At 72.0% G+C, this 13,426-nt stretch carries 13 protein-coding genes; 10 read left to right on the forward strand and 3 right to left on the reverse strand.

What is annotated here, in order from left to right:
• The first annotated feature begins 279 nt into the window (after positions 1-279).
• The 3 genes from ACFPZI_RS11265 to ACFPZI_RS11275 all read left to right on the forward strand — a co-directional run bounded on the left by ACFPZI_RS11265 (position 280) and on the right by ACFPZI_RS11275 (position 3,615).
• A complete protein-coding gene (locus ACFPZI_RS11265) occupies positions 280-1,128 on the forward strand; it encodes a GNAT family N-acetyltransferase (protein WP_381361659.1) in 849 nt (282 codons plus the stop codon).
• A 113-nt stretch (positions 1,129-1,241) separates the two neighbouring features.
• Positions 1,242-1,808 carry a GNAT family N-acetyltransferase gene (locus tag ACFPZI_RS11270; RefSeq protein WP_381361662.1) on the forward strand — a complete coding sequence of 189 codons (567 nt, stop codon included), beginning with the start codon at positions 1,242-1,244 and terminating at the stop codon, positions 1,806-1,808.
• A 106-nt stretch (positions 1,809-1,914) separates the two neighbouring features.
• Positions 1,915-3,615, forward strand: coding sequence for a proline--tRNA ligase (locus tag ACFPZI_RS11275; RefSeq protein ID WP_381361664.1), 1,701 nt, complete (start codon positions 1,915-1,917; stop codon positions 3,613-3,615).
• A gap of 67 nt (positions 3,616-3,682) precedes the next feature.
• On the opposite strand, the gene ACFPZI_RS11280 is transcribed toward ACFPZI_RS11275, so the two are convergent.
• From ACFPZI_RS11280 to ACFPZI_RS11290, 3 genes are all read right to left on the reverse strand, one after another.
• Complete coding sequence (locus ACFPZI_RS11280; RefSeq protein ID WP_381361666.1) at positions 3,683-4,594, reverse strand: aminoglycoside phosphotransferase family protein; 912 nt, start codon at positions 4,592-4,594, stop codon at positions 3,683-3,685.
• 84 nt (positions 4,595-4,678) lie between these two features.
• Positions 4,679-5,146 carry a ferritin-like domain-containing protein gene (locus ACFPZI_RS11285; RefSeq protein WP_381361669.1) on the reverse strand — a complete coding sequence of 156 codons (468 nt, stop codon included), beginning with the start codon at positions 5,144-5,146 and terminating at the stop codon, positions 4,679-4,681.
• A 3-nt stretch (positions 5,147-5,149) separates the two neighbouring features.
• A complete protein-coding gene (locus ACFPZI_RS11290; protein WP_381361672.1) occupies positions 5,150-5,692 on the reverse strand; it encodes a hypothetical protein in 543 nt (180 codons plus the stop codon).
• Between the two features lie 255 nt (positions 5,693-5,947).
• Here ACFPZI_RS11290 and rimP point away from each other — a divergent pair, with 255 nt between their 5' ends.
• The 7 genes from rimP (at position 5,948) to truB (ending at position 13,071) form a co-directional block, all read left to right on the forward strand.
• Positions 5,948-6,493, forward strand: a complete 546-nt coding sequence (gene rimP, locus ACFPZI_RS11295) for a ribosome maturation factor RimP (RefSeq protein ID WP_381361674.1) — start codon at positions 5,948-5,950, stop codon at positions 6,491-6,493.
• A gap of 2 nt (positions 6,494-6,495) precedes the next feature.
• Positions 6,496-7,482 carry a transcription termination factor NusA gene (nusA, locus tag ACFPZI_RS11300; RefSeq protein ID WP_381210522.1) on the forward strand — a complete coding sequence of 329 codons (987 nt, stop codon included), beginning with the start codon at positions 6,496-6,498 and terminating at the stop codon, positions 7,480-7,482.
• A gap of 102 nt (positions 7,483-7,584) precedes the next feature.
• Positions 7,585-7,878 carry a YlxR family protein gene (locus ACFPZI_RS11305; protein ID WP_381361677.1) on the forward strand — a complete coding sequence of 98 codons (294 nt, stop codon included), beginning with the start codon at positions 7,585-7,587 and terminating at the stop codon, positions 7,876-7,878.
• A gap of 152 nt (positions 7,879-8,030) precedes the next feature.
• Positions 8,031-11,105, forward strand: coding sequence for a translation initiation factor IF-2 (infB, locus tag ACFPZI_RS11310; protein ID WP_381361680.1), 3,075 nt, complete (start codon positions 8,031-8,033; stop codon positions 11,103-11,105).
• A gap of 246 nt (positions 11,106-11,351) precedes the next feature.
• On the forward strand, positions 11,352-11,645 hold the full coding sequence (locus tag ACFPZI_RS11315) for a DUF503 domain-containing protein (protein WP_381361682.1): 294 nt from the start codon (positions 11,352-11,354) through the stop codon (positions 11,643-11,645).
• 65 nt (positions 11,646-11,710) lie between these two features.
• Entirely contained in the window at positions 11,711-12,169 is a 459-nt protein-coding gene (rbfA, locus tag ACFPZI_RS11320) for a 30S ribosome-binding factor RbfA (protein ID WP_381361685.1), read from the forward strand.
• Positions 12,166-13,071 (forward strand): tRNA pseudouridine(55) synthase TruB, encoded by a 906-nt coding sequence (gene truB / locus ACFPZI_RS11325; protein ID WP_381361688.1) that lies wholly within the window; start codon positions 12,166-12,168, stop codon positions 13,069-13,071. Before rbfA ends, truB begins: the two co-directional genes overlap by 4 nt.
• Positions 13,072-13,426 lie beyond the last annotated feature (355 nt).

Here is a 13,426-nt window from a genome sequence, read left to right on the forward strand (position 1 = left end):
CCCTCATCGAGGAAGCCATGAAGATCGCCGAGCAGATGGAAGCCGACGGCGTGACCTCCGGCGAACCCCAGATCTCGGTCGCCGGCTGACGAAGCCCGTCAGGCCCGTCAGGCCCGTCAGGCCCGTCAGGCCGGTCTGCCCGCCAGGGCCGGTCGCTCGGCCCTTCCTGCCCGGAAAACCTCCGGGCAGGACCGTTTCCCTCCCGCGGAGCGGCAGCACACAAATTCGACGGGTACAGTGCGGAAACCAGCAGACCCAAGTGTGTGAGGCCCCCCGCACGTGTTGACGCAGACCACCTCCCGGGTCCTCGAACCGAGTGACCTGGGCGCCGCCCTGGCCATCCTCGACCGCGAGCCGGTGGCGAACGCCTTCGTGGCATCCCGCGTGCAGGTCGCGGGCCTGGATCCGTGGCGGCTGGGCGGCGAGATGTGGGGCTGGTACGAGGGCGGCATGCTCACGTCCCTGTGCTACGCGGGCGCCAACCTGGTCCCCATCTGCGCCACCCCCCGGGCGGTCCGCGCCTTCGCCGACCGTGCCCGCCGGGCGGGCCGCCGCTGCTCCTCCGTCGTCGGCCCCACCACCCCCACCGCCGCGCTGTGGCGGCTGCTCGAACCCCAGTGGGGCCCCGCCCGCGAGGTCCGCGCCCACCAGCCCCTGATGGTCACCGACCGCCTGCCCGACGGCATCGCCCCGGACCCCTACGTCCGCCGCGTCCGCAAGGACGAGATGGAAAAGCTCATGCCGGCCTGCGTGGCGATGTTCACCGAGGAGGTCGGGATCTCCCCGCTGGCCGGCGACGGCGGCCTGCTCTACCAGGCCCGCGTCGCCGAACTCGTCGGTGCCGGACGCGCCTTCGCCCGCTTCGACACGGACGGCAAGGTCGTCTTCAAGGCCGAGATCGGCGCCGCCACCGACCGCACCTGCCAGATCCAGGGCGTGTGGGTGGCCCCGGAGTACCGGGGCAGCGGCGTCGCCGCCCCCGGCATGGCGGCCGTGCTCCGCTACGCCCTCGCGGACATCGCCCCCGTGGCCAGCCTCTACGTCAACGACTTCAACACCCCCGCACGCCGGACCTACCAGCGGGTGGGGTTCCAGGAGGTCGGCGAGTTCATGAGCATCCTGTTCTGAATCCACCCGCTCCCCGGCCTCGGAACCAGCAGCCCCGTCCCCGCCCGCTCGGTGCCGATGGGCGGCCCGCGGAGCCGTCCCGCCCCGTGCCGACGCCCTGTAGTCTCCCCGGCATGCTGCGCTTTCCCGGTCACGGGCACCCCGGTCCCGACGACATCGTGATCGGCCCTCTCGACCTCGCCGCCCACGTCGACGAGGCGCTGGCGGTCCAGGCGAAGGCGTTCGGCCTCGGCCCCGACGAGGTGGCCGTACGCCGGCAGATCGTGCTGCGTCACATGACCCTGCCGGGAGCCAGAGCCTTCGGTGCCACCGTCTTCGGCCGTCTCGTCGGCTTCGTCTACGGCATGCCCAACGACCGCACCCACTGGTGGTCCACGGTCGTCGAGCCCCATCTGCGTGCCCGGGGCCACGACGACTGGCTCGACGGTTCCTTCGTCATCACCGAACTGCACGTCCACCCGCGCCACCAGAAGCACGGCATCGGCCGCTCCCTGATCACCACGATCACCGACGGCGCCGACGAACCCCGCTCGATCCTCTCCGCCATCGACATCGAGAGCCCCGCCCGCGGCCTGTACCGCTCCCTCGGCTACGAGGACCTCGCCCGCCGCGTCCACTTCCCCAGCGCCCCCAAGCCGTACGCCGTGATGGGCGCCCCCTTGCCGCTCCGTCGCGCGTAGGGCCGGAAGGCCAGTGGAGCCAGAGGGGCCGTCACCGATTTCCACCCCCCCGTCCCGCCCCGCTAACCTCCAGTCATCACCCAGACGCAGCAGGAGTACGAGAACCATGGCGAACGCACCGGTCCAGCGCATGTCCCAGTTGATGGCGAAAACGCTGCGCGACGACCCGGCGGACGCCGAGGTCCTCAGCCACAAGCTGCTCGTCCGCGCCGGCTATGTGCGCCGCACCGCCGCCGGCATCTGGAGCTGGCTGCCCCTCGGCAAGAAGGTCCTCGCCAACGTCGAACGCGTCGTGCGCGAGGAGATGGACGCCATCGGCGCCCAGGAGGTACTGCTCCCCGCCATCCTGCCGCGTGAGCCCTACGAGGCGACCGGCCGCTGGGAGGAGTACGGCCCCGAGCTGTTCCGCCTCCAGGACCGCAAGGGCGGCGACTACCTCCTCGGCCCCACCCACGAGGAGATCTTCACCCTCCTGGTGAAGGACCAGGCGTCCTCCTACAAGGACCTGCCGGTGATCCTCTACCAGATCCAGAGCAAGTACCGCGACGAGGCCCGCCCCCGCGCGGGCATCCTGCGCGGCCGCGAGTTCCTGATGAAGGACTCGTACTCCTTCGACCTCGACGACGAGGGCCTGACCCGGTCCTACGGTCTGCACCGCCAGGCGTACCAGCGGATCTTCGAGCGTCTCGGCCTCGACTACCGCATCTGCGCCGCCACCGCCGGCGCGATGGGCGGCTCCAAGTCCGAGGAGTTCCTCGCCCCCGCCGAGGCCGGTGAGGACACCTTCGCGGACTGCCCGAACTGCGACTTCGCCGCGAACACCGAGGCGATCTCCTACGAGCTGAAGCCCGTCGACGGCTCCGCCGTCCCGGCCGCCGAGGACATCCCGACACCCGACACCCCCACCATCGAGACCCTGGCCGCCTCGCTCGGCGTCCCCGCCTCGGCCACGCTGAAGAACCTGCTGGTCAAGGTCGACGGCGAGATCGTCGCCGTGGGCGTCCCCGGCGACCGGGAGGTCGACCTGGGCAAGGTCGAGGCGCACTTCGCCCCGGCCGTCGTCGAACTGGTCACCGCCGAGGACTTCGTCGGCCGCCCCGACCTGGTGCGCGGCTACGTCGGCCCGCAGGGCCTGGAGAAGGTCCGCTACATCGCCGACCCGCGCGTGGCACCGGGCACGGTCTGGATCACCGGGGCCAACAAGGCCGACACCCACGCCAAGAACGTGGTCGCAGGCCGCGACTTCGAGGTCGACGCGTACGTGGACGTCGTGGTGGTCAACGAGGGCGACCCCTGCCCCAAGTGCGGCACCGGCCTCCGGCTCGACCGCGCCATCGAGATCGGCCATATCTTCCAGCTGGGCCGCAAGTACGCCGACGCCCTCAAGCTCGACGTCCTCGGACAGCACGGCAAGCCCGTCCGCGTCACCATGGGCTCCTACGGCATCGGCGTCTCCCGCGCGGTGGCGGCCCTGGCCGAGCAGACCGCCGACGACAAGGGTCTGTGCTGGTCCAAGGAGGTCGCCCCGGCCGATGTCCACGTGGTCGCCGCGGGCAAGGCCCTGCAGACCGAGCTCGCCCTCGACGTCTCCGCCCAGCTCGCCGCCGCCGGTGTCCGCGTCCTGGTCGACGACCGCGCGGGTGTCTCCCCGGGCGTGAAGTTCACCGACTCCGAACTGATCGGCGTCCCGCAGATCCTGGTCGCCGGCCGCCGCTCCGCGGAGGGCATCGTCGAGCTGAAGGACCGCCGTACCGGCGAACGCGAGGAACTCACCGTGGCCGAGGCGATCACCCGCCTCACGGCCTGACCACACCGCCACCGGGAGCCCGCGCGGAACCGTCCCCCGCGCGGGCTCCCGGCGTTCCCGCGCGGTGTCAGAGCCAGCCGGCGAACTCCAGGAGAAGCTCCGCGTCCTGGACGCGGCCGACGCGGCGGGCACGCACGCCGGACTCCACCGCGCGGAACAGCGTCCAGCCGCGCAGACGCTTCTGGTCGATCTCCAGGGACTCCGCCAGGCGCTTCACCCGGCGGCGGGTCGTCGTCGCGCCGGACGGCTGGGCGACCAGGTCCTCCACCCGGTCGCGGACCAGCCGGGCCAGGTCGAAGGCACACTCCCCGACCACCGGGTCAGGGCCGACCGCCAACCACGGCATCCGCTCGGCGGAGAGCACCTTGCTCTGCCGGAACGTGCCGTGCAGCAGCCGGTGCTCGGGCGGCTCGGCCAGCAACTCCTCGCGCGCCGCCAGCGCCGCCGACACCAGCGGTGCCACCTCAGGAGCGCCCGCGGCACCCGCCCGCATTGCCTCGGCCTGCCGGCCGGTCCGCTCGGCCACCGTCTCGAAGGCGTGAGCGGTGTCCCCGGCGGGCGGTTCGACCCACAGCCGCCGCAGCGTCCCGGCAGCCTCCAGCAGTGCCTTCGCCTCCGGCAGCGACCGCACCGAGACATCCGGGTGCAGTCGCTCCAGCAGCAGTGCCCCGTCCGAGGAGGAGGGCTCCAGCAACCGGACCGTGCCCAGCCCGTTCCAGTGGGCCAGTGCGGCCCGCTCACTCTCCGGCCGGGCCCGCGCCGGGGCCAGCTTCAGCACGGCGGGCGTGTCGTCGGCCGTCCGCACCAGCACCACCAGGCTGCTGCGTCCCCCGGGCACCTGTACCCGTTCCACGGTCAGCCCGCGCAGTGCGACGGCCTCGCGCGCCGCCTCGGGCAGCTTCTCCAGCCAGTCCGCACCGCCGTCGGGAGCCGTCTCACCCAGTGCTCTCACCAGACGCTGCGGCGGTTCGAAGACCATGCGCGAGTCGTTCCCTTCGTGCTGTACGCGGCACCTGCCGCCGTCCCCTCGGGCCGCTTTGGCACGCCCTCGCGTGCGGTCCCGTCACACCGCCGGCATCGACGGATCCTTCGAGGACGGCTCGGCCAGCTCGGGGAGCCCAGGGAAGGCTACGCTCTCCCCGCTCCAGCGCACCGCCCGCACCGCGGCCTCCCGCAGGGCCTCGGCCGCCGCACGGCGCCGCTCGCCCCCGCTCGCGCGCACCAGGTCCGAGTACACCCCGGCCACCCGGTTCTCCAGCTCCGCCGCGAGCCGCACGGCCGCGGCCGGGTCCGGTACCTGGAACGGCAGCGCGTACCCCGCGGCCGCGGCAACGGGCTCGGCGCCCGTGTCCTTCACCTCGCGTACCAGCGCGTCCCGGCGCGCGCGGTGCGCGTCGTAAGCAGAGCGCGCGTCCGCGCGCCGGGCGTCGGCGATCCGCCCGCCGACGACCCCATACCCGTACACCGCCGCGTGCTCCGCCGCCAGGGCCGCCTGGAGCGCCCGCAGCTCCCGGTCCTTCGCCTCGCTCACCCGTCAGCCCTCCGTCAGCAGAAACACATGCGCCGCGCCGGCCGCCGCCACCGACGCCAGCAGCCTGGCCAGCTCGGCCGACGCGTCGAGCAGTGCCTCCAGGCGCCGGTCGGCGATCTCCCGCTCGGCGGCGGCGAGCCCGGAGAGGGCGTCCTTCTCCTTCGTGGGCACCGGCACCGGCACCGATGCCGAGGCGGACGGCCCCGCCCCGGTGGGCGCCGGCGACGCCGACGCCGAACCCGCCGCGGTCCCGAAACTCTCGAAGGCCTTCGCGTGCCGCACGGCGTCCTCGCGCAGCGGACCCAGCCGCTGCGCGAGCCCGGCGTGCGCCGCGATCACGGCGTCGTACCGCTCGGCCAGCCCCCTGCTGTCGCGCGCCGCACGCGCGCGTGCCCGTTCGGAGGCGGGGGGACGGCTGCCGACGGCGGGACCGGCATCCCCGGACCCGGCGGAACAGCCCGCCGCGAGCAGGGCCGTCGGGGCGACGGCGAGCAGGCTCCTTCTGCGCGGCCCCGTACGGGCGCGCGGAGCATGGGGGAACGGCACGGCAGACGTCCTCGGGGGCTCGTACGGAACGTGGCGACGGAAGAAGGGCCCCAGGCCCTGTTGTCGAACTCCCGTCTGCCGGGAGTTCGATGACAGGACCTAGGCCCGTGATCACGGTACCTGTGCATCTCCCCGACGGCGCTCAGCGGCACCCTCCGTGGCCGGGTGGACGGCATCACCCCCCGCGACCGGATACCCTTTGACCAGACACGCGCCCCATCCCACAACAGCACACGCGGCCGAGGAGTCACCCGGATGAGCAGCACCCAGAGCGAGAGGCTTCGAGGACTTCTGGAACCGCTCGTCAGCTCGCAGGGCCTCGATCTCGAGGAGATCGCCGTGGACGCGGTCGGCCGCAAGCGGGTGCTGCGCGTCGTTGTCGACTCGGACACCGGAGCGGATCTGGACCGCATCGCCGATGTGAGCCGCGCGCTCTCGGCGAAGCTCGACGAGACCGACGCGATGGGCAGCGGCGAGTACACCCTCGAGGTCGGAACCCCGGGCGCCGAGCGCCCCCTCACGGAGCACCGGCACTACGTGCGCGCCACGGGCCGCCTGGTGAGCTTCCGGCTGACAGCGGGCGACGAACTGGTCGCCCGGATCCTGCGGACCGACGACGACGGCCTCGACCTCGAGGTGCCCGGGGTCAAGGGCCGCAAGCCCACCGCGCGCAGGCTCGCCTTCGACGAGATCGACAGGGCGCGCGTCCAGGTCGAGTTCAACCGCAAGGACGACAAGTCCGCCGCGCAGGACGCGAACGACACCAACGACACCAACGACGAGCCGGAAGAGGAGGCGTAGCCGTGGACATCGACATGAGCGCCCTGCGTGGTTTGGTACGGGAGAAGGAGATCTCCTTCGACCTGCTGGTCGAGGCCATCGAGTCGGCCCTCCTCATCGCCTACCACCGCACCGAGGGAAGCCGCCGCCACGCGCGCGTGAAGCTCGACCGGGAGACCGGGCATGTGACGGTGTGGGCGAAGGAGGACCCCGAGGACCTCGACGAGGGCCAGGAGGCCCGTGAGTTCGACGACACCCCGTCCGACTTCGGCCGCATCGCCGCCAGCACGGCCAAGCAGGTCATCCTGCAGCGCCTGCGCGACGCCGAGGACGACGCGACGCTCGGCGAGTACGCCGGCCGTGAGGGCGACATCGTCACCGGCGTGGTCCAGCAGGGCCGCGACCCGAAGAACGTTCTGGTCGACATCGGCAAGCTGGAGGCCATCCTGCCGGTGCAGGAGCAGGTGCCCGGCGAGACCTACCCGCACGGGCTGCGGCTGCGCAGTTACGTCGTCCGGGTGGCGAAGGGCGTGCGCGGCCCGTCCGTCACCCTGTCGCGCACACATCCCAATCTGGTGAAGAAACTCTTCGCCCTGGAGGTGCCGGAGATCGCCGACGGCTCGGTGGAGATCTCCGCCATCGCCCGCGAGGCCGGCCACCGTACGAAGATCGCCGTCCGCTCCACCCGGTCCGGGCTGAACGCCAAGGGCGCCTGCATCGGCCCCATGGGCGGCCGCGTACGCAACGTGATGGGCGAGCTGAACGGCGAGAAGATCGACATCGTCGACTGGGCGGACGACCCGGCCGAGATGGTGGCCAACGCGCTCTCCCCGGCCCGCGTCACCAAGGTGGAGGTCGTGGACCTGGCGGCCCGGTCCGCCCGGGTGACCGTGCCGGACTACCAGCTGTCCCTGGCGATCGGCAAGGAGGGGCAGAACGCCCGCCTGGCCGCCCGTCTGACCGGCTGGCGGATCGACATCCGGCCGGACACGGAACAGCCCGGGGAATAGATCCAGGCCGCCGCTCGCTGAGATGACGACAGTCTTGCGCGCGGCACGTGTTCGATACTTGCCCCAAAGGGGTGAGGTCGGTCCGGGGAGGTAGACTTAGTAGTGTCTGGCCGGACACCTACCCACGCGCGCTCCGAGCGCACCTGCGTGGGCTGCCGGGAGCGAGCGGTCAAGAACGAGCTGCTGCGGATCGTGATGATCGAGGGTGCGTGCGTCCCCGATCCACGCGGTACGCTGCCCGGCCGGGGTGCGTATGTGCACCCCGCCCCGGTCTGTCTTGACCAGGCGGTGCGCCGAAGGGCGTTTCCGCGGGCGCTCCGCGTCCCGGGACCACTCGACGTAAAGGCGTTGCGCCACTACGTCGAGCAGGCACAGGGTTGCGACAGCAATCCGTAAGAAGACATGCCGTGCGGAACCCCCCCCGTGCGGTCTGGTACCTCGCGAGTCGAAAGCAGGTCGAGATTGCGATGAGCACTCGATGAGTACGCGATGAGTACGCCCATGAACTAGCGACGGTCCGGACGCAACCCGGACCTCAAAGGAGCGAAGTGGCTAAGGTCCGGGTCTACGAACTCGCCAAGGAGTTCGGTGTCGAGAGTAAGGTCGTCATGGCCAAGCTCCAGGAGCTCGGTGAATTCGTCCGTTCGGCGTCTTCCACGATCGAAGCGCCCGTAGTACGCAAGCTGACCGACGCGTTCCAGCAGGGCGGGGGCAACGGCAAGTCCGGTGCCAAGCCCGGCGCGCCCAGGAAGGCCGCGCCCAGGCCCGCGCCGTCCCCGGCGCAGGCACGTCCCGCAGCACCGCGGCCGCCGGCCGCATCCAAGCCCCCCGCGGCGCAGCAGCCCGAGGTCCCGTCGGCGCCCGCTCCGACGACCCCCGGCCCGCGTCCGGGGCCGCGCCCCGCGCCGCGTCCGGCACCGGCGGCCCCGGAGTTCCAGGCCCCGCCGGCCGCTGCTCCGGCTCCGGCTCCGGCTCCGGCGGCTCCGTCGGCTCCGTCGGGTCCGAAGTCCAACGCGCGTCCCGGTGCCCCCAAGCCCGGCGGTCGTCCCGCCGGCCAGGGTGGTCAGGGCGGCCAGGGTGGCCGTCCGGCCGGTCAGGGTCAGCGCCCCGGTGGCGGCGGTCAGCGTCCGGGTGGACGCCCGGCCGGTCCGCGTCCGGGTAACAACCCCTTCACCTCCGGTGGCTCCACCGGTATGGCCCGCCCGCAGGCGCCCCGCCCGCAGGGCGCGCGTCCCGGCGGTCCCGGCGCCCCCGGCGCCGGTCCCCGTCCCCAGACCCCCGGTGGTCAGGGCGGCGCCGGTCCGCGTCCGCAGGCTCCGGGCGGGCAGCGTCCCTCCCCGGGCTCGATGCCGCGTCCGCAGGGCGGTCCCCGTCCCGGCGGCGGCCCCGGCCCCGGTGGTCCGCGTCCCAACCCCGGCATGATGCCGCAGCGTCCGGCTGCCGGTCCCCGTCCCGGTGGCGGTCCCGGCGGTGGCCGTGGTCCGGCCGGTGCCGGTCGTCCCGGTGGCGGCGCCGGTGCCGGTCGTCCTGGTGGCGGTGGCGGTTTCGCCGGTCGTCCCGGTGGCGGCGGCGGTGCCGGTCGTCCTGGTGGCGGTGGCGGTTTCGCCGGTCGTCCCGGTGGCGGCGGTGGCTTCGCCGGTGGCGGTGGCCGTCCCGGCTTCGGTGGCCGTCCCGGCGGTCCTGGTGGCCGTGGTGGCACGCAGGGCGCCTTCGGCCGTCCCGGCGGTCCGGCCCGTCGTGGCCGCAAGTCGAAGCGGCAGAGGCGCCAGGAGTACGAGGCCATGCAGGCCCCGTCGGTCGGCGGCGTGATGCTGCCCCGCGGCAACGGCGAGAGCATTCGCCTGTCGCGCGGTGCCTCGCTCACCGACTTCGCGGAGAAGATCAACGCCAACCCGGCGTCGCTCGTCGCGGTCATGATGAACCTCGGCGAGATGGTCACCGCGACCCAGTCCGTCTCCGACGAGACGCTCCTGCTCCTCGCCGGCGAGATGAACTACACGGTTCAGATCGTCAGCCCGGAGGAGGAGGACCGCGAACTGCTCGAGTCCTTCGACCTGGAGTTCGGTGAGGACGAGGGCGGCGAGGACGATCTGGTGGTCCGTCCGCCGGTCGTCACCGTCATGGGTCACGTCGACCACGGCAAGACCCGCCTCCTCGACGCCATCCGCAAGACGAACGTCGTCGCGGGCGAGGCCGGTGGCATCACCCAGCACATCGGTGCCTACCAGGTCGCGACCGAGGTCAACGACCAAGAGCGCAGGATCACCTTCATCGACACCCCGGGTCACGAGGCGTTCACCGCCATGCGTGCCCGTGGTGCGCGGTCGACCGACATCGCGATCCTGGTCGTCGCGGCCAACGACGGCGTCATGCCGCAGACGGTCGAGGCGCTCAACCACGCGAAGGCGGCCGAGGTCCCGATCGTCGTCGCGGTCAACAAGATCGACGTCGAGGGCGCCGACCCGACCAAGGTGCGCGGTCAGCTGACCGAGTACGGCCTCGTGGCCGAGGAGTACGGCGGCGACACCATGTTCGTCGACATCTCCGCCAAGCAGGGTCTGCACATCGACAGCCTCCTGGAGGCCGTCGTCCTCACCGCCGACGCCTCGCTCGACCTGCGGGCCAACCCGACGCAGGACGCGCAGGGCATCTCGATCGAGTCCCGGCTCGACCGCGGCCGCGGTGCCGTGGCGACCGTCCTCGTCCAGCGAGGCACCCTGCGGGTCGGCGACACGATGGTGGTGGGCGACGCCTACGGCCGCGTGCGCGCCATGCTCGACGACAACGGCAACAACGTCGCCGAGGCCGGCCCATCGACGCCGGTCCAGGTCCTGGGCCTGACCAACGTCCCGGGTGCGGGCGACAACTTCATCGTCGTCGACGAGGACCGTACGGCCCGTCAGATCGCCGAGAAGCGCGCCGCCCGTGAGCGCAACGCCGCGTTCGCCAAGCGCACGCGCCGCGTGTCGCTGGAGGACCTGGACAAGGTGCTCAAGGCCGGCGAGATCCAGCAGCTGAACCTGATCATCAAGGGTGACGCGTCCGGATCGGTCGAGGCCCTCGAGTCCTCGCTGCTCCAGCTGGACGTCGGCGAAGAGGTCGACATCCGCGTCCTGCACCGCGGCGTCGGTGCGGTCACGGAGTCCGACATCGACCTGGCGATGGGCTCGGACGCCATCGTGATCGGCTTCAACGTGCGCGCCGCCGGGCGGGCACAGCAGATGGCCGAGCGCGAAGGCGTGGATGTCCGGTACTACTCGGTCATCTACCAGGCGATCGAGGAGATCGAGGCAGCCCTCAAGGGCATGCTCAAGCCGGAGTACGAAGAGGTCGAGCTCGGCACGGCGGAGATCCGCGAGGTCTTCCGCTCGTCCAAGCTGGGCAACATCGCGGGTGTCCTCATCCGCTCCGGCGAGGTCAAGCGCAACACCAAGGCGCGCCTCATCCGCGACGGCAAGGTCATCGCGGAGAACCTCAACATCGTCGGCCTGCGTCGCTTCAAGGACGACGTCACCGAGATCCGCGAAGGCTTCGAGGGCGGTATCAACCTCGGAAACTTCAACGACATCAAGGTCGACGACGTCATCGCGACCTACGAGATGCGCGAGAAGCCGCGGGCGTAACACCCCACGGTGTGAGCCGGCCGGCGGGACCGCTGTCCCGCCGGCCGGCTCGTGTGTCCGGGGACGGACACAGGGCCGGGGACGGGTCACGAAACCGGGGAACCGGGTCGGGTACGCTCCCCGGCCGGGTCCACGGAGCGTAATATCCGTCGATCGGTCAGCCCCTTCGATGTACGGTTCTGATGTCCCTGCCCACCACGGACGGCGGGGACGCCGATCCCGTACCGGCGGGTGAACCGGTTGTGCATGTATGTGGGGACGCTGTCCTTCGACCTCCTCCTCGGTGACGTCAGGTCGCTGAAGGAGAAGCGCTCCGTCGTCCGCCCGATCGTCGCCGAGCTCCAGCGGAAGTACGCGGTGAGCGCGGCCGAGGTGGATCACATGGATCTTCATCGCAGGGCCGTCGTCGGCCTGGCGGTGGTGTCCGGCGACGCGGCGCACCTGACCGACGTAATGGACCGGTGCGAGCGGCTGGTCGCCGGGCGCCCCGAGGTGGAACTGCTGTCCGTCAGGCGGCGCTTCCACGGCGAGGACGACTGACGAATCCAGGCTCCGGGAACGCGGGGCTTTGACAACTCAGACAGGAAAGAACGGGAGACGGACCAGTGGCCGACAACGCGCGGGCGAAAAGGCTGGCGGACCTCATCCGAGAGGTGGTGGCCCAGAAGCTGCAGCGCGGGATCAAGGACCCGCGGCTCGGCACGCACGTCACCATCACGGACACCCGGGTCACGGGTGACCTGCGGGAGGCGACCGTCTTCTACACGGTGTACGGGGACGACGAGGAGCGGAAGGCCGCCGCGGCGGGTCTGGAGAGCGCCAAGGGCATCCTGCGCTCCGAGGTGGGCCGGGCGGCGGGCGTGAAGTTCACGCCGACCCTGGCGTTCGTCATGGACGCGCTCCCGGACACCGCGCGCAACATCGAGGACCTCCTCGACAAGGCGCGCCAGTCCGACGCCAAGGTGCGCGAGGCGTCCGCGGGCGCCGCGTACGCGGGCGGGGCCGACCCGTACCGCAAGCCCGAGGACGCCGAGGACGCAGAGACGGACGACACCGCCGAATGACCCAGAAGCACACCACGCCCGACGGCCTTGTCATCGTCGACAAGCCGTCGGGCTTCACTTCGCACGACGTGGTCGCCAAGATGCGCGGCATCGCCCGAACCCGCCGCGTCGGCCACGCCGGCACTCTCGACCCGATGGCGACGGGCGTCCTCGTCCTCGGCCTCGAGCGGGCCACCAAGCTCCTCGGCCACCTCGCGCTGACCGAGAAGGAGTACCTGGGCACCATCCGGCTCGGGCAGGACACTCTCACGGACGACGCCGAGGGCGAGATCACGTCGTCCACGGACGCCTCCGGGGTCACCCGCGAGGCCGTCGACGCCGGGGTGGCCAAGCTGACCGGTGCCATCATGCAGGTGCCGTCCAAGGTCAGCGCCATCAAGATCGACGGAGTGCGCTCCTACAAGCGGGCCCGTGAGGGCGAGGAGTTCGACATCCCGGCCCGGCCGGTCACCGTCTCCTCGTTCACCGTGTACGACGTCCGCCCGGGCGTCGCCGAGAACGGCACCCCGGTGCTCGACCTGGTCGTCTCCGTCGTCTGCTCCTCCGGTACGTACATCCGCGCCCTCGCTCGCGACCTGGGCGCCGACCTGGGCGTCGGCGGTCACCTCACGGTGCTGCGCAGGACCCGCGTCGGCCCGTACAAGCTGGACGCGGCCCGCACCCTCGGCCGGCTCCAGCAGGAACTGACCGTGCTGCCGATCGCGGAGGCCGCCGCGGCGGCCTTCCCCCGCTGGGACGTCGACGCCCGGCGCGCCCGGCTGCTCACCAACGGCGTGCGCCTGGAGATGCCCGAGGAGTACGCGGGCACCGGCCCGGTGGCCGTCTTCGACCCCGAGGGCACCTTCCTCGCCCTCGTCGAGGAACACCGGGGCAAGGCCAAGAGCCTGGCGGTCTTCGGCTGACGGTCGGGCGGGCCGGCAGGCTCACCGGTGTGACCGGTCCGACTGCCCGGTGGACCTCACCGGCCCATCTCCCGGCCGGCCCACCGCTCGGCGGTATCACTGGTGAACCGTCCGGTGAGTCCGATGGGGACCGGCCTGGCCAGAAAACGGCCTGATCGGTCCGCCGTGCGGTGGGCCTGGCACGCTCACCGCGTGACCGGCGTTATCGCCGGGCCTTGCCGGCGTGACTGGTCGAGCGGATTCATCGGAGTGGTCGGTTCGGCCGTGCGATCGGCCGTGCGATCGGCTGTGCGATCGGCAGTACCGGTCTCGCCGGTCTCATCGGCCGACTGGTTTGTCCGGCCGGCCGACCCTG

The sequence above is a fragment of the Streptomyces chlorus genome (assembly GCF_042655885.1).
GTDB lineage: Bacteria > Actinomycetota > Actinomycetes > Streptomycetales > Streptomycetaceae > Streptomyces > Streptomyces chlorus.